This window comes from Streptomyces sp. T12 (genome assembly GCF_028736035.1).
Classification (GTDB): Bacteria; Actinomycetota; Actinomycetes; order Streptomycetales; family Streptomycetaceae; genus Streptomyces.
On the sequence record NZ_CP117866.1, the window covers coordinates 4,020,872 to 4,040,106 of the forward strand.

15 protein-coding genes are annotated in these 19,235 nt (G+C 69.9%); 9 read left to right on the top strand and 6 right to left on the bottom strand.

Annotation, left to right across the window (positions count from 1 at the left end; all coding sequences use genetic code 11):
* The first annotated feature begins 31 nt into the window (after window positions 1-31).
* The 3 genes from PBV52_RS17895 to PBV52_RS17905 are packed head-to-tail and all read left to right on the top strand — an operon-like array spanning window position 32 to window position 6,124.
* A complete protein-coding gene (locus PBV52_RS17895) occupies window positions 32-2,233 on the top strand; it encodes a CDP-glycerol glycerophosphotransferase family protein (RefSeq protein ID WP_274239372.1) in 2,202 nt (733 codons plus the stop codon).
* A 1-nt stretch (window position 2,234) separates the two neighbouring features.
* Window positions 2,235-4,469, top strand: coding sequence for a bifunctional glycosyltransferase family 2 protein/CDP-glycerol:glycerophosphate glycerophosphotransferase (locus PBV52_RS17900; RefSeq protein ID WP_274239373.1), 2,235 nt, complete (start codon window positions 2,235-2,237; stop codon window positions 4,467-4,469).
* A gap of 50 nt (window positions 4,470-4,519) precedes the next feature.
* Window positions 4,520-6,124, top strand: coding sequence for a hypothetical protein (locus PBV52_RS17905; protein WP_274239374.1), 1,605 nt, complete (start codon window positions 4,520-4,522; stop codon window positions 6,122-6,124).
* Between the two features lie 27 nt (window positions 6,125-6,151).
* On the opposite strand, the gene PBV52_RS17910 is transcribed toward PBV52_RS17905, so the two are convergent.
* A complete protein-coding gene (locus PBV52_RS17910) occupies window positions 6,152-6,565 on the bottom strand; it encodes an organic hydroperoxide resistance protein (RefSeq protein ID WP_274239375.1) in 414 nt (137 codons plus the stop codon).
* Window positions 6,566-6,690: 125 nt separating this feature from the next.
* Here PBV52_RS17910 and PBV52_RS17915 point away from each other — a divergent pair, with 125 nt between their 5' ends.
* From PBV52_RS17915 to galE, 3 genes are all read left to right on the top strand, one after another.
* On the top strand, window positions 6,691-7,173 hold the full coding sequence (locus PBV52_RS17915) for a MarR family winged helix-turn-helix transcriptional regulator (RefSeq protein ID WP_274239376.1): 483 nt from the start codon (window positions 6,691-6,693) through the stop codon (window positions 7,171-7,173).
* Between the two features lie 311 nt (window positions 7,174-7,484).
* Complete coding sequence (locus PBV52_RS17920; protein WP_274239377.1) at window positions 7,485-9,116, top strand: glycosyltransferase family A protein; 1,632 nt, start codon at window positions 7,485-7,487, stop codon at window positions 9,114-9,116.
* Between the two features lie 63 nt (window positions 9,117-9,179).
* Complete coding sequence (gene galE, locus PBV52_RS17925) at window positions 9,180-10,160, top strand: UDP-glucose 4-epimerase GalE (RefSeq protein ID WP_274239378.1); 981 nt, start codon at window positions 9,180-9,182, stop codon at window positions 10,158-10,160.
* Between the two features lie 106 nt (window positions 10,161-10,266).
* Here the strand turns inward: galE and PBV52_RS17930 are convergent, their stop codons facing one another.
* Together PBV52_RS17930 and PBV52_RS17935 are read right to left on the bottom strand one after the other, a co-directional pair.
* Window positions 10,267-10,608 carry a hypothetical protein gene (locus PBV52_RS17930; protein ID WP_274239379.1) on the bottom strand — a complete coding sequence of 114 codons (342 nt, stop codon included), beginning with the start codon at window positions 10,606-10,608 and terminating at the stop codon, window positions 10,267-10,269.
* The gene (locus tag PBV52_RS17935; protein ID WP_274239380.1) at window positions 10,605-11,039 is read right to left on the bottom strand and encodes an ATP-binding protein; all 435 of its coding nucleotides are present in this window, start codon (window positions 11,037-11,039) and stop codon (window positions 10,605-10,607) included. The genes PBV52_RS17930 and PBV52_RS17935 overlap by 4 nt, the downstream gene beginning before the upstream one ends.
* 191 nt (window positions 11,040-11,230) lie before the next feature.
* Here PBV52_RS17935 and PBV52_RS17940 point away from each other — a divergent pair, with 191 nt between their 5' ends.
* The 3 genes from PBV52_RS17940 to PBV52_RS17950 are packed head-to-tail and all read left to right on the top strand — an operon-like array spanning window position 11,231 to window position 13,243.
* A complete protein-coding gene (locus tag PBV52_RS17940; RefSeq protein ID WP_274239381.1) occupies window positions 11,231-12,082 on the top strand; it encodes a DUF5753 domain-containing protein in 852 nt (283 codons plus the stop codon).
* A gap of 11 nt (window positions 12,083-12,093) precedes the next feature.
* Window positions 12,094-12,300 carry a DUF397 domain-containing protein gene (locus PBV52_RS17945; RefSeq protein ID WP_274239382.1) on the top strand — a complete coding sequence of 69 codons (207 nt, stop codon included), beginning with the start codon at window positions 12,094-12,096 and terminating at the stop codon, window positions 12,298-12,300.
* Between the two features lie 4 nt (window positions 12,301-12,304).
* Complete coding sequence (locus PBV52_RS17950; protein WP_274239383.1) at window positions 12,305-13,243, top strand: ADP-ribosylglycohydrolase family protein; 939 nt, start codon at window positions 12,305-12,307, stop codon at window positions 13,241-13,243.
* A 390-nt stretch (window positions 13,244-13,633) separates the two neighbouring features.
* Here PBV52_RS17950 and PBV52_RS17955 read toward each other — a convergent pair whose 3' ends face one another.
* Genes PBV52_RS17955 through PBV52_RS17965 form a run of 3 tightly spaced genes read right to left on the bottom strand, consistent with a single transcriptional unit; the run spans window position 13,634 to window position 19,208 of the window.
* Window positions 13,634-14,065, bottom strand: a complete 432-nt coding sequence (locus PBV52_RS17955) for a hypothetical protein (RefSeq protein WP_274239384.1) — start codon at window positions 14,063-14,065, stop codon at window positions 13,634-13,636.
* A 5-nt stretch (window positions 14,066-14,070) separates the two neighbouring features.
* Window positions 14,071-18,696 (bottom strand): putative T7SS-secreted protein, encoded by a 4,626-nt coding sequence (locus tag PBV52_RS17960; RefSeq protein ID WP_274239385.1) that lies wholly within the window; start codon window positions 18,694-18,696, stop codon window positions 14,071-14,073.
* Window positions 18,696-19,208, bottom strand: a complete 513-nt coding sequence (locus tag PBV52_RS17965) for a hypothetical protein (protein ID WP_274239386.1) — start codon at window positions 19,206-19,208, stop codon at window positions 18,696-18,698. The genes PBV52_RS17960 and PBV52_RS17965 overlap by 1 nt, the downstream gene beginning before the upstream one ends.
* Between the last annotated feature and the right edge of the window lie 27 nt (window positions 19,209-19,235).

The window sequence follows — 19,235 nt, forward strand, 5'->3', positions numbered from 1 at the left end:
CGGCCGCCAGCACATCGACAGAAAGAGCAGTATGCCCCGCTTCAGCATCATCGTTCCGTCCCATGGGGTCGCGGGCCGGCTGTCCCAGGCGCTGGACTCGGTCCTCGCCCAGCCTTTCGGCGACTTCGAGCTGATCCCGGTCTGCGACGCCCCCGACTCCCCGGCGGCGCACGTCGCCGCCGGGTACGCCGAGCGGGACTGCCGGGTGGCGCCCGTGAACTCGCCGCCGGCGGCCGGGCTGGCCGGGGCGCGCAACGCCGGGCTGCGGGCGGCGATCGGTGACTGGGTGCTGTTCCTGGACGGCGACGACGTGCTGGTGCCGGGCGCTCTGGCGGCGCTGGACGCCCGGCTGGGCGAGACCGGTGACGTGGATGTCCTGCACTTCGAGCACGAGCGGACCCCGTGGTGGGTGGGTGAGCCGACCAATCCGGCCGCGCTCGTGCAGGCGCGGACGCCGGGCGGGGTCTTCTCGCCCGAGGAGGCCGCCGAGCTGACGGGGGTCCAGCTCCCGGCGTGGAGTGCGGCTTACCGGCGGACCTTCCTCGCCGAGCACCACCTCGCCTTTCCCGACGGCCACTTCACCGACGTCGGCTTCGGCGGGCTGGTCGTGCTGGGCGCCGCGCGCATGGCGGTGCTGCGCCAGGTCGTCGTACGGCATCTGCTGCGGCGGCAGGGCAATCGGCTGGGCCTGCCGGGGGAGCACCACGTCGAGCTGCTGGACCAGGCCGAGCTGGTGCTGACGCGGGCGGCCCAGCAGGGGCTGTCCGAGGAGCGGCGCGCGGCGCTGTTCGAGCAGCTCTTCGCCGCCGTACTGAAGACGGCCGCCCATCCGGGACGGCTGCCGCGCGGGCGCCGGGCCTTCTTCCGGCGGGCGAGCAGGCTCTACCGGCGGCACCGTCCCGCCGGGTTCCGGACGCCGGGCGGCAGTCTCGGCGTGCAGCACCGGCTGCTGGCGAGCGGGGCGTATACGGCGTTCCGGGCGCTGCGCCGGGCCAACCAGGCGGCGGCGCGGGCGGCTTCATGCGTGCCGCGTCCGCGCGGGCTGCGCACGCGACTGCGGTACCAGCTCCAGCTGCGGCGGCCGCTGGATCAGAACCTCGCCGTGTACTGCGCGTACTGGGGGCGCGGTTATGTCTGCAATCCGGCCGCGATCCACGCCAAGGCGCGCGAGCTCGCCCCGCACATCCGTGCGGTGTTCGTGGTCGAGGCGGACCAGGCGCACACCGTGCCCAAGGACGTGGAGTACGCCGTCATCGGCAGCCGTAAGTACTGGGACGTGCTGGCCCGCGCCAAGTACCTGATCAACAACGCCAACTTCGCGGACGCCGTCGTCAAGCGCAAGGGCAGCGTGCATCTGTCAACCCAGCACGGCACCCCGCTGAAGAAGATGGGCGCCGACCAGGCGACGTACCCCGTGGTGGCGGCCGCGACCGGCAGCTTCGCCAAACTGCTGGCCCGCGTGGACCGCTGGGACTACAACCTCACCTCCAACCGGCACTCCACGGAGATGTGGGAGAGCGCGTTCCCCGCCGCGCACGAGACCCTCGAGTACGGCTATCCGCGCAACGACGCCTACTACACGTCGACCGCCGGCGACGTCGCCCGCATCCGCCGCGAACTCGGCGTCCCCGAGGGCAAGAAGGCGCTGCTCTACGCGCCCACGCACCGCGACCACGCCACCGGCTTCGAGTCGAGCCTCGACCTTCAGGCGCTGTGCGAGGAGATCGGCGACGAGTACGTCGTGCTGCTGCGCGCCCACTACTTCTACGACCAGGGAGGCGCGCGCGGCACCGGCCGGATCATCGACGTCACCGGGCACCGCTCGTCCGAGGACGTCTGCCTGGCCGCCGACGCGCTGATCACCGACTACTCCTCGATCATGTTCGACTACGCCAATCTGGACCGGCCGATCGTCGTGTACGCGGACGACTGGGACGTCTACCGGGAGCTGCGGGGCGTCTACTTCGACCTGATGGAGGCTCCGCCGGGCCGGGTGGCGCGTACGCCGGGGGAGCTGGCGGCCGTCTTCCGCGACGGCTCGTGGGCGGACGGGGAGGCCAGGGCCCTGCGGGCCGCGTTCCGGGAGCGGTTCTGCCAGTTCGACGACGGGCAGGCGGCCGAGCGGGTCGTACGCCGGGTGCTGCTGGGCGAGCCGCCCGAGGCGATCCCGCCGGTGATCCCGCTCGCCGAGCGCATCCCCGCCCCCGCCGCGACGACCCTCGTGAGGAACTGACGTGCCCCGCTTCAGCATCATCGTCCCCGTCTTCAAGGTGCAGGGCTTCCTGCGGGAGTGCCTGGACTCGGTGCTCGGGCAGTCGTTCACCGACTTCGAGGTGATCGCCGTCGACGACCGCTCCCCCGACGGCTGCCCCGCCATCCTGGACGCCTACGCCGAGCGCGACGCACGCGTGCGCGTGCTGCACCTGCCGGAGAACGTCGGCCTCGGCCGGGCCCGCAACGCCGGTCTGGAGCAGGCGAGCGGCGACTACGTCCTCTTCCTCGACAGCGACGACCACTACACGCCGGGCCTGCTGGCCGCCGTCGCCGCGCGTCTGGAGGCGACCGACGACCCGGACATCCTGGTCTTCGACCACGTGCGCACCCACTGGTGGGGCCGCGGCGGCCGGAGCACGGCGGCGGACCTGCTGGCCGCGGCCGGCACGGACACCTTCAGCGTCCGTGAGAGCCCGCAGTATCTGCATCTGTTCCTGGTCGCCTGGAACAAGGCGTACCGGCGGGACTTCTTCCTCAAGCACGAGCTGCGCTACGCGCCGGGCCTGTACGAGGACGCGCCCGTCACCTACCGCTCGATGGTGCTGGCCGACCGCATCGCCTGCCTGGAACGGATCGGGGTCGAGTACCGGCAGCGCCGGCAGGGTGCGATCACCAAGACGCCGGGGCGGCGGCACTTCGACATCTTTCCGCAGTACGAGGGCCTGTTCGCGTTCCTCGAAGAGCGCCCGGACCTGGCGTGGGCGCGTCCGCTGCTGTTCGAGCGGGCCCTGGACCACATGCTGTTCGTGCTGGCGAGGGAGGACCGGGTCAGGCCCGCGGACCGGCCGGACTTCTACCGTGAGATCCGCTCCTTCCACGCCCGCCACCTTCCGGAAGGCTTCACCCCGCCCGACGGCTGGCGCGGCAAGGAGATGCGGCTGCTGGCGACGGCGCCCTACGCGTCGTACGCCGTGGCTCGCGGTCTGCGCGAGGTGCGCAGGGTGGCGGGGGCCGGCAAGCGGCGCGTGACGGGGGCGGCCTCGCAGCGGGCCCAACGGGCCTGGTACGCGGCCCAGTCGAAGCTTCCGCTCGATCCGCACCTGGCCGTCTACTCGGCGTTCTCGCATCGCGGGGTGCTGGGCGATCCGGCGGCGATCCACGCCAAGGCCCGCGAGATCGCCCCGCACATCAGGGGTGTGTGGGTCGTCCAGGAGGACGCGGTCGACTCGCTGCCTCCCGGCACCGACTTCGTGACGCCGGGCTCGCGGCGCTACCACGAGGTCATGGCGCGGGCCGCGTACTGGGTGAACAACGTCAACTGGCCCGGCAGCCTGACCAAGCGTCCCGGCAGCGTCCACGTCCAGACCCATCAGGGCACCCCGCTCAAGTACATGGCGGCCGACCTGCTGACCAAGCCCGGCGCCCGGCACGGCTTCGACGTGCCGAAGATGCTGTGGCGGGCCGACCGCTGGGACTACAGCCTGGTGGCCAACCGGCACTCGGAGCTGGTGTGGGAGCGGGCGTATCCGTGTCACTTCACGTCGCTGCGGACGGGGAGTCCGCGCAATGACGTGCTGGTCGGCGCCGGCCCGGACGCCGGCGAGGCCGCCCGTGCGCGGCTCGGCGTCCCCGCCGGTGACACGGTCGTGTTGTACGCGCCGACCCGTCGCGAGTACCGCAGGGGCGGCCATGTCGACCGGATCGATCTCGCCCGGTTCGCCGCGGACCTCGGCGCGGGCCACACGCTCGTCGTACGCCTGCATCCGTCGCTGGCGCAGGGCACGGCACGCGGGATGGGCCTGGCCGATCTGCACCGGCGGGGCGTGCTGATCGACGCGACGGACGTGCCGCATGTCGAGGACGTGCTGCTCGCCGCCAATGTGCTGGTCACCGACTACTCGGCCCTGATGTTCGACTACGCCAACCTGGACCGGCCGATCGTGATCCACGCCGACGACTGGGGGGCGTACGCGGCGAGCAGGGGCGCCTACTTCGACATCACCTCCGACGCGCCGGGTCATGTGTCCCGCTCCTACCGGGAGTTGGCGTGGCTGTTCGCGTCCGGGACGTGGCAGGACGGGGAGTCGGCGCGGTTGCGGGCGGGGTTCCGGGAGCGGTTCTGCGAGTTCGACGACGGGTTGGCCGCGGAGCGGGTCGTACGGACGTTGATGCTGGGTGAGTCGATGCCGGAGCGTCCGAGCGGGGTGCGGCGGGTGCCGGCCCCGGCGGACGCGAGGGCTCACTCGATGAGGTGATGTGAGGTAAAGCCGTTGACCCGACCGGCCCGATCGGGAACATACGGCAAATGCCTCAAACCCACACAACCTCCACGACCAGCACTGCGGCCGCTGTAGGTGTCCTCGTCCGGAGGACCGTGCGCGGCGCGAGTGCCCTGCGCGGCGGCCGCAGTTGGCGTCCGACGCCGTACCAGGTCTTCGGCTTCGCGTTCTTCCTGGTGATGTCGCTGGCGTACTGGGCCGTGCCGCTGTGCTGCGACGCGGGCCAGCACGCGGCGGTCGTCGAACGTCTCAAGGCGGACCTGCTCCACCCTCGCCATCCGATGGCGGACCTGCCGGGCGCGGGCAGCCCCTACTACTCGCCGTACGCGTTCGCGCAGGGCGCGTTCGCCCGGCTGACCGGGCTGGGCGGCTGGGAGGTGGTACGGCTGGCCGGCCCGCTGAACCTGCTCGTACTGCTGACCGGCATCGGCCACTTCGCGCGGGTACTGACGCCCAGGCCGTGGGCGCCGGTGCTCGCGCTGGGGGCGATGACGCTGCTGTGGGGGACCGAGCGGGCCTGGTGGAGCGGCTATCTGAGCCTGATGTCGATGACGGGGAACCTCGGCTATCCGTCGGCCTTCGCCATCGGGCTCACGTTCTGGGCGTGGGCGCTCACGGGGGCGCGTGCACGCGGGGAGGGGCTCGTCCGGTACGTCGGACCGAGCGGGCTGTCGGGGCTCGCCGGGTACGCGGGGATCGGCACGCTGTACGGGCTGATCCTGCTGATCCATCCGATCACCGCGGCGGCGGCGGTGCTGGGGGCGGTGGCGTTCGTCGGCGGGTGGCAGCGGGGGTGGCGGGGCGCCGCGGCCGTGCAGTGGGCGGTGGCCGTGCGGTGGGGGGTGACGGCGGGTGCGGCGTTGCTGGTCGCCGGGTGCTGGCCGTACTTCGACGTGTTCGCGCTGGCCGGGGACGACAGCGTGGACTGGATGCACCGGCGGCTGTACGAGCATCTCGGCGGGCAGTTCTGGCTGGCGCTGCTGGGGCTGCCGGCGCTGTGGCGGCGGGGTTCCTGGCGGGATCCGCTGGTACTGCTGTTCGCCCTCGACTGCCTGTTCGTGGCGTACGGCTGGGTCAGCGGCCGCTACACCTACGGCAGGATCCTCGGGCTCACCCTGGTGCCGCTGCAGTTCGCGCTCGCGGTGGAGCTGGCGGCGCCCCGGCCGTGGGGCAGGGCGCGGCAGGTGCTGGGCGGGGCGGCGGCCGTCGGGGCCTGCGTCGGGTTCCTCACCGTGCAGGGCGGGGCGGTGGTGCCGCGGGCACTGGATCCGATCGGCCTCGAGCAGCCGTCGCACTGGCCGTCGTACGCCTGGGCGGCACGGCACGTCGGCAAGGGCGAGGTGGTGATCTCCGACGGGCACTTCGCCCCTCGCTCCATCCCCGGCTACGGCCCGAACCTCGCCGCGCCGATCTGGCCCGACCCCGCCCTGGACGAGCGGGAACGGGAGCGTCGGCTCGCCGATGTCCGCGCCTACCTCTCCGGCACGTCGACCCGCGCCGAGCGCACGGCCATCGCCCGGCGGTACCACGCGCGCTGGCTGCTGCTGACGCGATGGAAGACGGTGCCGGAGGAGGCGGTGGTGGTGGCGTGGAGCCGGGGGACCGGGGAGGTGTTGGCGCGGATCGGGTGACGCTTCGTACGGAGTGCGCGCCGGGACTTACTCGATGACGAGGTCGACCTCGATGTTGCCGCGGGTGGCGTTGGAGTACGGGCAGACCTGGTGGGCCTGCTCGACCAGCTTGCGGCCGGTCGCCTCGTCCAGGGTGTCGGGCAGCTCCACGCGCAGGCTCACCTTCAGACCGAAGCCCTCGCCCTGCTTGCCTATGCCGACCTCGGCGGTGACGGCGGCGTCGGAGACGTCGACCTTGGCCTGGCGGCCGACGAGGCCGAGGGCGCTGCCGAAGCAGGCGGCGTAACCGGCGGCGAACAGCTGCTCCGGGTTGGTGCCCTGGCCGTTGCCGCCCAGCTCCACCGGCATGCCCAGCGCGAGGTCGATCTTGCCGTCGTTGGAGACGGCGCGACCCTCGCGGCCGTGGGTGGCGGTGGCGACAGCGGTGTAGAGCGCGTCCATGGAAAACCATCCCTCTCAGGTCATGTGTGATCCGGCGGCTCTGTTGCGGCCGCCGCACGACCACAAGTAGAGCACACAATTCAATTGCCCACAACTAAATGACGGGCACGAGCTACCCTGGAGACATGACGAGCACGCCCACAGCCGACTGGCTCCGCCTCGACCAGCAGATCTGCTTCTCCCTGAACGCCGCGTCGCGCGCCTTCGGCGGCGTCTACCGCTTGGTGCTGAAGGACCTGGGGCTCACCTATCCGCAGTACCTGGTGATGCTGGTGCTGTGGGAGCACGGCGACCTGCCCGTGAAGAAGCTCGGCGAACACCTGCGCCTCGACTCCGGCACCCTGTCGCCGCTGCTCAAGCGGCTGGAGGCGGCCGGACTGGTACGCCGGGAGCGCAGCGCCCGCGACGAGCGCTCGGTGGAGGTGCGGCTGACGGAGGAGGGGGCCGCGCTGCGCGAGCGGGCCCTGCAGGTACCGCGCCGGATCGCCACCGCGACGGGCTTCGACATGGACGAGATCCGCGAGCTGCGGGCACGGCTGGATCAGCTCACGGAGGCGCTGGATGCGGCGGCGGTGGAGGAGGCCGCGGCTCCGGGGCGGGGCTCGTAGGGGCCCGCTGGACCGCGGGGATCCCCCGCGGGACAACGGCCGAACCCCTCGCCCACGATGATCTGGTTTGCACTTCCTGCCAACACTTACTGGCTACTCACGGCGTATCACCTCTGATGGTGCATTCATCCGGCATACGATCCGTCGTCATGAACTACCTCCGCCTCCCCCAGCTCCGCACCCCCGATCTCTGAAACGCCTTTGCCGGTGAGTGAACCGGGCCCCCTCTCCGGCCGTCTTCCGGAACGGGCCCCAAGTCCCCCTCAACGGGTGATCACCCAGCACTCCTGCGATTCCGGACCGTGGCCCCCATGCACCCTCACGCCCCCCGCACCCCTCGCGGCCCACAGGTCGGCATCGTCGTCATCGGCTACAACGACGCCGCGCATGTGACGACGGCCGTCCGCTCGGCGTTGGCGCAGGGTCCCGTGGTCCGTGAGGTCGTCGCCGTCGACGACTGCTCGACGGACGGGAGCGCGGAACTGCTCGCCCGTCTCGCCGCGACCGAACCGCGTGTGAAGGTGGTCCGGCGCCGGGTCAACAGCGGCGGCTGCGGCAGCCCGCGCAACACCGGGCTCGACCGGGTGACCTCGCCGTACGTGATGTTCCTGGACAGCGACGACGTACTCCCGCCGGGTGCGGTGGACGCGCTGCTCGCGGCGGCGACGGGGGCGGACGCGGAGGTGGCGGGCGGTCTGTGTGTGCGGCGGGAGCTGCCCGGCCGGCGCGAGGTGCCCTGGCAGGCGCCCCTCTACGCCGCGCACGCCGTGTTCGAGCGCCCCGCGCAGCGCCGACGTCTGGTCCACGACACGCTCTGCGTCAACAAGCTCTACCGCACCGACTTCCTGCGCGACCACGGCATCCGCTTCCCCGAAGGCCGCTTCCCCTACGAGGACTTCGTCTTCACCGCGCGCGTGCTCGCCGCCGGGCCGCGCCTCGCGCTCATCCCGGACCGCGTGTACATCTGGCACGTACGCCGCAGCGCCGACCGGCTGTCGATCTCCCTGGACCGCGCCGGGATCACCAACTGGCAGGCGCGTACGGAGGCGAGCCGGCTGGCGTACGACATCCTGCTGGGCGCCGGGCAGAAGGAGCTCGCCCGGGAGGCGCGCGCCAAGTTCCTCGACCACGATCTGCGGATGTACGCACGCGAGTTGGGGTTGCACGACACGCCCTACCAGCGCGCGTGGTGGGCACACACGCGGGCGCACCTCGCCGAGTACGACGCGTCCGACTGGGCCCACAACCCCGCCGCACCCGGCCGCCTCATCGGCCGCGTCGTCCTGGCCTCCCCCGAGCCCCGCGACCTGCCCCGCCTCAGGGACCTGGCCTCCCGCCCGGCCCGCCTCCTGCCTCCGTATGCCCACACCCCCGACGGCACCCCTGTCTGGTCGACCACCTTGCCCGAGGTCCAGCTGGAGCCACTGCTGACCCGCCCCGTCCGCCTCCTCCCCCTCGCCGTCGACGCGGAACTGCGCCCACGCGCGCGTACCGCCCTCCTCCGGCTACGCCTGCACGAGCTGTACGGCCGGGTGGCGCAGGCGGGGCCGGAGGCGCTGGAGGTGGAGTGGCGGTGCCGGGCGACGGGGCGCGCGACGGTTCCGCGTACGTCGGTGGCGCTCACACCCTCGGCCGACGGCGTCTGGTCGGCCGAGACGACGGTCGACTGGGCGGCGTTCGGGAACCCGGGCAGGTGGGGGGCGGGCACGTGGGACCTGCGGCTGCGCGTGCGCTTCCAAGGCGGCGCGTACCGCGAGGTCACGGCGCACGCCCTCACGAGCGCCGGTCTACTGCGCCGTCGCGCCGTAGTCGGCGCGGGCCACGCCGTAGTACTCGTACAGCCATACGCCACACACTCCGGAGCACTGGCACTACGCGTGGCCCCGGGTTTACGGGGAGTCATGTCGGTGGTCCGCGGCAGACTCCGCCGCCTGCTTCACTGACACTGACACCGACGTCACTGATCACGGATGACCACAGGCCCACTGACGAGGGGACGGCCGCACATGACCTGGCTGATCACCGGCGGCGCCGGTTACATCGGGGCGCACGTCGTACGGGCGATGACCGAGGCGGGCGAGCAAGCCGTGGTGTACGACGACCTGTCCACCGGCATCGCCGACCGCGTACCCGACGGCGTCCCGCTGGTCGTGGGCTCGACCCTGGACGGCGAGCGCGTCGCCCGCGCCCTGGCCGACCACGGCGTGACCGGTGTGGTCCACCTCGCGGCGAAGAAGCAGGTCGGCGAGTCGGTCGACCTCCCCCTGCACTACTACCGGGAGAACGTCGAGGGCCTGCGCGTCCTGCTGGAGGCCGTGACGGCGGCGGACGTACCGTCCTTCGTCTTCTCCTCCTCGGCGGCGGTGTACGGCATGCCGGACGTCGACCTCGTGACGGAGGAGACGCCGTGCGTGCCGATGTCGCCGTACGGCGAGACCAAGCTGGCGGGCGAGTGGCTGGTCCGCGCGACGGGCCGCGCCACGGGCCTGTCGACGGCATCGCTCCGCTACTTCAACGTGGCCGGCGCGGCCGCCCCGGAGCTCGCCGACACCGGCGTCTTCAACCTCATCCCCATGGTCTTCGAGAAGCTCACGGAGAACGCGCCCCCGCGCATCTTCGGCGACGACTACCCGACCCCCGACGGCACCTGCATCCGCGACTACATCCACGTCGTCGACCTGGCCGAGGCCCACGTGGCCACGGCCCGCGCCCTGCAGTCCTCCCCCGGTCACTCCCTCACCCTCAACATCGGCCGGGGGGAGGGCGTCTCGGTCCGCGAGATGATCGACATGATCAACGCCATCACCGGTTACGACCGCCCCCCGACCACCACCCCCCGCCGCCCCGGCGACCCGTCCCGCGTCGTCGCCTCCGCCGACCGCATCGCGACCGAGTTGGGTTGGAAGGCCAAGCACGACGTCCAGGACATGATCGCTTCGGCTTGGGAGGGGTGGGTGCGGGTGCATCCGGGGGCGGCGCGGGGGTGAGGCTCGGCTTCGCGGGGTTCGTCGGCCTCGTCGAGCCGTTACTGGCCCTCACCTGCTCCGTCGCCGGGATCCCAGCGAGATCGAGTACGAGGAGTTCCCGTGCGGCCTACTCGGCCTCGCGCAGGATCCCGTTGATCTCCGCCATGACCGCTCGAAACTCCGTCTCGCCGATGGTGCTGTCCTGGGAGATCCGCTCGGCCTCATGCAGACGGGCCGCCCGCCTCGGGTCCCGCTCAATCGCCACAAAGACCCCCCAGCGTTTCAGGAAAAGCTGCAGCGGAGCCGTGCTCCCGGTCTGGCCGGCCTGGTCGAACGCCCGCCCGGCTTCCAGGTCGAACTGCGGGAGGTTCACGAGACTCAGCTGCTTGACGGCCTCGCGCAACGCATCCCTGGCCAAAGGGGGCATCGGGATGACCGGCCCGTCCTGACGCACCGGCTGAGCGGTCATCGTCCCCACCCGGACGGACCCGTCCCGAGTTCGAACCAGACGCCCTTCCCACCCTCGCCGCTTCTGTGCCCCGTGCGCCACCCTCCACGCGCGGCTCCCCACCTCCCATCGGTGAGCGAGTCGAGGATCCACAGCCCGCGCCCACTCTCGGCGTCGTACCCCTCCTTCATCACAGGCAGGGTCACATCCGCGTCGAAGACCGTCGCGCGCACGCCGGCCGGGTTGGTGACGACGAGGAGCCCGGCACCGGTTGCGGCCGCATGAACGCAGGAGTTGGTGACCAACTCCGAGACGCAGAGCGCCGCATCGTCGACGATGCCGCCGAGTCGCTGCGCATGCAGCACGGAGGTGACGAAGTCACGGACGACGCGGGGGAGGTGGCGTGGGGTGGGATGCGGAGGCTGTATTCGGGCATGGGGGGTCAGCTCCAAGTCGCCGAGGGCAGAGGTGAGTTGAGGCGGGCGGAGGCCGTTGGAAACGGAGAGTGCCTCCTACATCACCGAAGGTAGGGGGCAACCCATATCCTGAGCAACCTATATCCGGAAAATGCCAACCTCCGTGTGTCCCGTGCCATGCTTGCCCGGCACGGACGTACGCAGGAAAGACCAGGGGGACGACACAGATGCCGCTCAGGAGCAACCCCACCTATCGCCAGGAGCGTTTGGGGTCCGAGCTGCGCAAGATGCGCGAACAGGCGGGCATCACCGCACGAGCCGCGGCCGCGCTGCTCAGCTCAAGTCCCATGCGCCAAAGCCATGTCGAGACGGGTCGCGGCGGCATCAGCGAGGACCGCATCCGGCGGCTGGCCAGGCATTGCGCCTGTGACGACTCCGCGTACATCGATGCACTGGTGGGCATGGCACTGGAGCGGGGCAAGGGCTGGTGGGAGGAGTACCGCGGCATCATCGTCCCCGTCGGCCTCGACCTGGCGGATCTGGAGAACCATGCCGTGCGCATCCAGACCTTTCAAATGGCGCACATTCCCGGCCTGCTGCAAACCGAGGATCACGTGCGAGCCGCATTCCGCTACGGATCGCCAGAGCTGACGCCCCAGGATCTGGAAGCGTATGTGGCGTTTCGTCTGCGCCGCCAGCACATCATCACGGACTCACCCGCGACACCGTACGAAGTGATCATCCACGAGGCGGCCCTGCGCCTTCTCGTCGGCGGCCGCAAAACAGCCCATGCGCAGTTGCAGCTCATCCTTGAGCGCTCAGAGTTGGACCATGTGACCGTGCGCGTCCTGCCGTTCACAGCCGAGGACTTTGCTGGAGCCGGGCACTCGATGGACTACCTGCATGGCCCCGCTCCCCAACTGGACACCGTGCAGACCGACAGCGGTCATGGCAGCGTCTTCTTCGACGCCGAGCCACTGCTCAAGCGCTACCGCAAGCGGTACGACAGGGTGGCAGGCTCAGCGTTGAATCCGGCCAAATCCCGGGATTTCATCGCCCGCATGCTTCAGGAACTCTGAAAGGCGTCACCATGACCACTTTCCTCACCTGGCAGAAGTCATCCTTCTCCGGCGGCAGCACAGGCGACAGCTGCGTCGAACTCGCCCTCCCCACCGCATCCCCCACCTCCATACACCTCCGCGAGAGCGACACCCCCACCACCGTCCTCACCACCACCCCCACCGCCCTGCACGCCCTCCTGACCACCCTCAAGAACGGCAACGGCCTGCCCGGATGAGCAGATGAGCACCCCCTCCCGAACCCACCGCGCCCTCGGAGCCGTCATCGGCTCCGCCGTCGGCGACGCCCTGGGCGCACCCTTCGAGTTCGGCCCCGAGGGCGCCTTCTCGGCCCGCTTCCCGAAGCCGGGGCAGGGCGGGGAGATGTGCGGGGGCGGCGGCTGGGAGCCGGGCGAGGCGACCGACGACACGCAGATGGCCGTACTCGTCGGCGAGTCACTGCTGGAGTGCGGCGGGCTCGAACTCCCGGACGTCTTCCGGCGCTTCCAGCGCTGGGCGGCGGCCCAGCCTAAGGACATCGGCCTGCAGACGGAAGCCGTACTGAGCAGCGGCGACGCCTGGGACATGGCCGCGGCGCTGCACTTCCAGGTGAGCCAACGGGCGGCGGGGAACGGCGCGTTGATGCGTGCCGCCACTTCGGCTGTCCACTTCGCCGGCCAAGGCCGCGAGGCCACCATGGAGGCGGCCCGCCAGCTCGCCGCCCTCACCCACGGAGACCGGGCGGCCTGGGAAGGCACCGCCGTCTTCCACGAGTTGGTCCGGGTAGCCCTTACCGGAGCCGACCCGCTGACCGCCGTCCCGGACACCCTCACGGCCGTCCACCCCGCCCACCGCGAGCGCTACGCCACCGTCCTCGCCCCCGACTGGCACCCCGACGACGCCACCGAATTCAACGGCGCCGTCTGGCCCTGTCTCGGCTCCGCCGTCTGGGCCCTGCGCACCACCTCCTCCTACGAGGACGCCGTACGCGCCGCCATCGACCTCGGCGGCGACACGGACACGGTCGCTGCCGTGACCGGCGGGCTGGCCGGGGCGGTGTACGGCATCGACGCGGTACCGGAGCGGTGGACGGCGGCGCTGCATGTGCCGTTGCCGGGGTTTGGTGAGCGGGTCCTGCGGGTGGAGGAGTTAGCCGTGCTCGCCCGGTGGCTGAGGGGTTGAGCCGCCAGGAGACCGTCTATCGATTTTGCACGACCGCATCCACCAGGCGACGCACCGTTGGACATTCCCCACTCAGCACACCCCCAGCATTCCCAGGGCGCAGAAACATCCCACCTGGGGAGCCGGGGGCGTGCTGGCACGTGGGAACCAGGCGCATTACGCCCTGAAGCCCACCCGCGTTCACAGCGGGCTGATGCTGCCATGTACGGCCGACAGGGTTCTTTCTGCCACAGACCTCGCTCACTTGGTCAGCGATTCCGGGAGAGAATTTATCCAAATATTTACCCAGGTCGGGGTTAGCCCTTACGGCTTCACCGAGTGCCGCATTGGCTCTATTGAAACGCACGCTGCGACTTCTTCCGAAGTCTGATCTTAGTGCGAATTCCCGAATCACGGCTGTCCAGGCCGCGGCATGCCTGGGTCCAGTCCGAGCCTGTCTTTAACAATCGCCCAATTGATATCAACGAGGCGGTCCCCGATGTTTTCATCGGACTGCGCCACGGCAGTAATTTCATGGAGCCTATTCCGAACAAAGGCAACCTCTGATTCGAAAGACTCAGCCTGCTCGGCCAGCGCCACCTCCAAGGGGATATCGTCCATATAGTAGCGCCAAATCTGCGGGGGGAGTTTAGGCTCACCAGCAGGAGGAGTCAGGGTAATCCCCCACCTTCCCCTTTCCCGGATCAAGTGCACTTCACATCCCTCACCTACAAAACGGAGCAGGATATTCTCAAACCCGCCGACCTGGCGTTCTTCCGTGACAGAAAACCCGCGCTCCATAAGCCACTCAGCTAGGCCACTAACCAGATTCTGCTCGCTCACAGCATTCACCTTCCAGGGATCAGGGCATCCCCTGCCGCATTGAATGTATACCCGTTTTTCAGCAAGTGGTTAATCTCGTCATGATAAATGGAATCTCGCTTGGAATTTTCTATCGGAGTGGCTAGCCGGAAGGTGGCACCCTCCGCTATTCCCCTGTCGAGGAATTTTACGCTCTCCGCCCATTGCCGCTCCGGCGTGAGCGTATTCCAGTAGCTCAGAGGAACCTCAAACCACTGCCCTCCTTCCAGTTCGGCCACTCTTTGGTAGTCAGGATTGTTTCCGATGACCCTCAATCGCGGGCAGGGCGAAAGGCCGAGTGGATCGATCAGGGAGTGCGGATTATCGACATAGGTGGTGGGGTTGGGTGCGGGGAGGAGGCCGAGGGGGTCAAGGGTGAGGTAACGGGCGGTCTGGGGATCGTAGTGGCGGAAGTAGTTGTAGTGGAGGCCGGTTTCGGGGTCGTGGTACTGGCCGGGGAAGCGGAGGGAGGTGTGGGCGGTGGCGGTGTGGTTCCAGGTGGTGATGCCCCAAAGGGTGGTGCGGGTGCGCCAGGCGATGGTGCCTTGTTCGTCGACGAGTTCGGTGGGGGTGCCGATCAGGTCGGTGACGATGGCGTAGAAGCGGGAGTCGATCTCCTGCTGGGGTGCCATGCCGAGGTCGGGGCTTGTCTTGCGTTCGGTCTGAGTCAGCGGGTGCAGACCGTGGTGGTCCCAGGTGAGGGTGATGACGGGCTGGTTGGTGCCGGGGGTGCGGGTGGTCTGTTCGGAGAGGGTGGTGCCGTCCCAGGTGAAGTCGGTCTGTTCCGCGACGGTTTCGCCATCGGCGGTGAGGCGTTGTTTGGCGATGCGGCGGCCGAGGGGGTCGTAGCGATAGCGCCAGGCGGTGCCGTCGGGGGTGACGACGGATGTGAGGCGGTCTTTAGCGTCCCAGATGTAGCGCCAGGTGTCTGGTTTGTGGGACAGGCGGGTTTTCTGGCGCAGGGTGATGCGGCCGGCTTCGTCGTGTTCGTATCGGACGTTGCCCGCGCGGGTGATGCGGGTTCCGGTGTAGGAGCGATCACCGGTTGCTTCCTGGCCCGGCATGGGGTCCGGCCAGGTGGCTTGGGTCTGGTTGCCTGCGGTGTCGTAGGCGTAGGACTCCGTCCAGTTCGCAGCGTGAACGGCGGTGACCCGGCCCACTGTGTCGAGGTCGAAGCGGCGGGTGCCGCCCAGGTGGTCGTCGATGGCGGTCAGGTTGCCGTCGGCGCGGTAGGTGTAGACGCGACGGGTGAGGCGTTGGTGGGCGGAGCCGGTGAGTTCCTGCTTCGTCAGGCGGCCCAGGGGGTCGAAGGTGCTGGTGAGGGTGAGGGTGTCGCCGATGTGGCGGGTCAGTTCACGGCCTGCCACGTCGTGGGTGAAGGTGAGGGTGCGGCCAGCGGTGGTCAGTTCGGTGCGGTTGCCAGCCGCATCGTAGGTCCACGTGCTGGTCGCGCCTGTGGGCGTGGTGCGGCTGATGCGGCGGCCCAGCTCGTCGTAGGTGTAGGTGAGCGTGCGGCCATTGACCGTCTCGGATATCACGCGGCCCGTGTCGTCCCGCTGCAACGCCAGAACCGCATCCGGGCTGGTTGCCTGGGCCAGGCCGCCCGTCGCGTCGTACGTGTAGGTGGTGACCGCTCCGGCCGCGTCCTTGCGCACCACGCGGCCCAGCACGTCCCTGTCGAAGCCGATGGTCTGGCCCGAGGCCGTGGTGCTGGCGGTCAGTTGGCCCGCCGCGTCGTGCGCGTACGTCAGTGTGCGGTTGTCGAAGTCCGTCTCCGCGATCAGGCGACCCGCCGGATCGTACTCGTAACTCCAGGTCAGCCCTTGGGGGTTCGTGACCTGGGTGAGGCGTAACTCCGTGTCGTGGGTGAAGGCGTAGCGGACACCGTCCGGGCCCGTGCGGGCGGCCAGCATGTCGAAGTGCGTGTACTCGTAATGGGAGACCGCGCCCATGGCGTCGGTGTGGCTGGTGCAGTTGCCCTCTCCGTCGTACGTCCACGACTCGGTGCTGCCGTCCGGCGCGGTCCGGCGAGCTGGCTTGCCCTCGACCGTCCACTCCAGGCGCGTGACAGCGCCGAGCGGGTCCGTGATCGTCGTCGGGCGACCGAAGGCGTCGCGCTCGTAGCGTGTCACCGCGCCCAGGGGGTCCGTGACCTCCATGGGCAGGCCCGCGGTGTTGCAGTGGACGGTGGTCGTCGCGCCCGTCGCGTCCGTTACCGCCCTCAAGTGGCCAAGGTCGTCGTACGTGAAGCAGGTCGTGGCCCCGGAGGACTCGGTCACCGCCGAACGGTTGCCGAACTCGTCGAACTGCTGGCTGACGTGCGCGCCGTCGGCTCCGGATATGGAGAGGGGCAGGCCTTGGTCGTCGTAGCCGATGCTGGTGTAGCGGCCGTCGGGGCGAACGGCCATCACCATGCGGCCGGCCTCGTCGTACGCGTAGCTCCGTGTCCGGCCCAGTGGGTCGGTTTCGGTCAACGGGCGGTCGTAGCGGTCGTAGGTAGTGCGGGTGACCGCGCCGTCCGGGCCGGTCTCGGCCACCACCTGCAGGTCGCTGTTGACCTCGTAGCGCGTGCTGTGGCCCAGGGAGTCGGTCGCGATGATGATCCGGTGGCCGGTCTCCGCGTCGACGTCGCCGTAGGTGAACGTGTTGCGCAGATGGCCTGCTTCACCTGACTGGGAGATGCAGCGCGCCTGATCGTCGTAGACATAGCTGTACGACGAGTTGTTCGTATCGGTCCAGGCCGTGATCCGGCCGGCGGAGTCGTTGGTGAACCGGGTCGGTATGCCGGAGGAGTTCGTCACTGCCGCCAGGTGGCCGTGCTCGTCGTAGCCGAAGCGGACCAATTCCTGGTCGCTGCCGTCCGGAGCGGCATCGGCCAGGCTCAAAGCAGTGATCCGGTTTCCGGCCGTCTCGATGGTGAGGTGGTAGCCGGCCGAGTGCACGATCGCTGTGGGGGCGCCCTCGTCGTCGTACTCGAAGGTGAGCCACTGGCCCGAGCGGTCGGTGATCTGCTCCAGCAGGGCGATGCCATTGCCGTCAACGCCCGGGGCAGCGAAGAACCAGACGCGGCCGGACTCGGGGTCGGTGATGGCGTAGTCGCCGTAGGCGTCGATGGTCAGGGGATACCGGCCGCCCTCCAGGGGCAGGGTCGGCACGCCCGGAACGGGGTGTGGGTAGGCGAGCAGCGCGCCGTTCTCGCGGATGAAGATGACGCCTTCCGCGTCGATCTCCAGGCGCTGGTCGGCCGTGGAGGTCCAGCTCGGGCCGAACCAGCGACCGGCCCCGTACGACGACTCGAACTGCCGGGAGAAAGTCAGGGGCAGCTTGGCGGGCAGCGTCACGTCGGTCTGCGGCAGCGCCATCCGGCCGGTGGCCATGTCGATGGGGTCGCCGAACCACTTGCACTTCTTTTCCCTGGCGAAATCCTTGATCGCCTGGCCGACGCTCCTGCGTGCCCCTCCCGTCGCCGCGCCCTTCGCGGCACCTCGGGCCATGCCGGTCGCGCCCTTGCCGCCGATCAGGTTGGAGGCGAGGTAGCCCATGGAGTCGGCAGGGTCGCTGCTCCAGCCGCTGCCGATGATGGCCTTGGGCAGGCGTTCGGGATGGGCGGCGGTGCCCACCAGGCCGGCCAGCAGCATGTTGGAGTTCTTCAGCCACTCACCGGGGTGGGTGAGGTTGTAGGGATCCCACGGGTTGACGGTGCGGACCATTTTCACCAGGTCCGCGCCGCCCTTGAGGAAACCGCCCACGACGTGGGCCTGGTTCAGCTGCGTGCTCACGACGGCGTCCACGGCGTCGGCCTTCAACCGGTCGGTGAACTCCGGCTTCGGTGGGGCCATATCCAGGGCGGCCGCCACCCGGCGCTGCGCGTCGCGGGCGGCATCGGTGCGCTGGCGGCGTGCCTCGGCCAGGATCTCCTCGGCCTCCTGCCGGCGTGCCACCCCAGGATCGGTGAAAGCGCCTGGTTCGGTCGGTTTCCGTCCCGGGTTGCGCCCCGCCGACGCGGCCGCGTTGTACTGCTCGGCGGCCTGGTTGTACGCCGTCACCTGCGCGTTGTGCGCGTCCACCGCCTGCCGGCTGATCTCCTGTGCATTGCGGTAGGCGTCGATCGCCAACTGCGCCTGCCCCTGCGCCCAGCGCACCGTGTCCGCGTACGCCTCCAGCGCCTTGGCCGCCGCCTCGCAGGCGTCGGCCGCCGTCAGCCACTGCTTGGGATGCATGTCGAACTTCTCGCGGAAGGCGTCCGCTGCCTGGCCCTGCCAGCCGTCGCCGTCCAACGAGCGCATCCCCTGGCCGACGTTCTCGAACGCCCGGGAGAAGTCGCGCAGGTGCCGGGCACGTGCCTCCAGCGCCGCCGGGCTGCCGTGGACCAGCTCCTTGGGGTCCTCGCTCTCCCCCAGCTGACGCTCGGCGACATCGCCGCCCAGCCGGTTGTTCACCCCCTCCCCGAAGTCGCGCACCCCCTCTGCCGCGCCGTCCGCGCCGACCGCCGACAGGCCGTCCGCCGCCTTGTCCGCACCCCAGTTGACGGCCTCCCCGACGCCCTTCTGCACGCCGTCGGCGACACTGTCCAGGCCGTCCCCCAGGTCGTTGACCAAGTCCCCCAGGCCCATCAGCGCTCAACCTCCCCAAACGAGGCCTGCGATGGGCCATCCGGCTGCCACTCCGTCTTCGGATCGAACATGGCGTCCGGGGTCACCGTCGAACTCTCCACATCCTTCTCGGCCTGGTCCCAGGCCTTCTGGGCCGCCTCGTCGCCCTCCCGGATGGACTCCGCGCTCCAATCCGCGTCCATGACATGGGAGACGGGGTTGTCCTTCAACGTGTCCGACCACGAACGCTGCTCGACCTCCTCCTTGGACAGGTAGGGGTTGCCAGCCGTCGCCGTCCACACCGTCTTCAGGGTGTTCGAGGCGTACTGCTCCTGCTCGTGGTACAGCCCCGCTGACAGGTTCAGCCGCTCCGCGAACTGGTTGGCGTCCCGCAGCAGCGAACGCACTCCCCAGCCCCACCGCTCGCAGAAGTCGGCGAAGACCTGGCGCAGGCCGGCATCCCCCACCTCCAGACCCGCCAACTCCAACTCGTCGAAGCCGAGCCCCTGAGCCGCTTCGACGTCGAAGCCCAACTCCTTCGCTCATCAATCGCCAGATTG

What these genes read in the sequence shown, in the direction of transcription:
- PBV52_RS17930 (WP_274239379.1), bottom strand. Translation starts at nt 10,608, where the DNA reads ATGACCGCTCAGCCGGTGCGTCAGGACGGGCCGGTCATCCCGATGCCC.
- PBV52_RS17945 (WP_274239382.1), top strand. Translation starts at nt 12,094, where the DNA reads ATGACCACTTTCCTCACCTGGCAGAAGTCATCCTTCTCCGGCGGCAGC.
- PBV52_RS17905 (WP_274239374.1), top strand. Translation starts at nt 4,520, where the DNA reads ATGCCTCAAACCCACACAACCTCCACGACCAGCACTGCGGCCGCTGTA.
- PBV52_RS17910 (WP_274239375.1), bottom strand. Translation starts at nt 6,565, where the DNA reads ATGGACGCGCTCTACACCGCTGTCGCCACCGCCACCCACGGCCGCGAG.
- PBV52_RS17950 (WP_274239383.1), top strand. Translation starts at nt 12,305, where the DNA reads ATGAGCACCCCCTCCCGAACCCACCGCGCCCTCGGAGCCGTCATCGGC.
- PBV52_RS17940 (WP_274239381.1), top strand. Translation starts at nt 11,231, where the DNA reads ATGCCGCTCAGGAGCAACCCCACCTATCGCCAGGAGCGTTTGGGGTCC.
- PBV52_RS17915 (WP_274239376.1), top strand. Translation starts at nt 6,691, where the DNA reads ATGACGAGCACGCCCACAGCCGACTGGCTCCGCCTCGACCAGCAGATC.
- galE (WP_274239378.1), top strand. Translation starts at nt 9,180, where the DNA reads ATGACCTGGCTGATCACCGGCGGCGCCGGTTACATCGGGGCGCACGTC.
- PBV52_RS17920 (WP_274239377.1), top strand. Translation starts at nt 7,485, where the DNA reads ATGCACCCTCACGCCCCCCGCACCCCTCGCGGCCCACAGGTCGGCATC.
- PBV52_RS17895 (WP_274239372.1), top strand. Translation starts at nt 32, where the DNA reads ATGCCCCGCTTCAGCATCATCGTTCCGTCCCATGGGGTCGCGGGCCGG.
- PBV52_RS17960 (WP_274239385.1), bottom strand. Translation starts at nt 18,696, where the DNA reads ATGGGCCTGGGGGACTTGGTCAACGACCTGGGGGACGGCCTGGACAGT.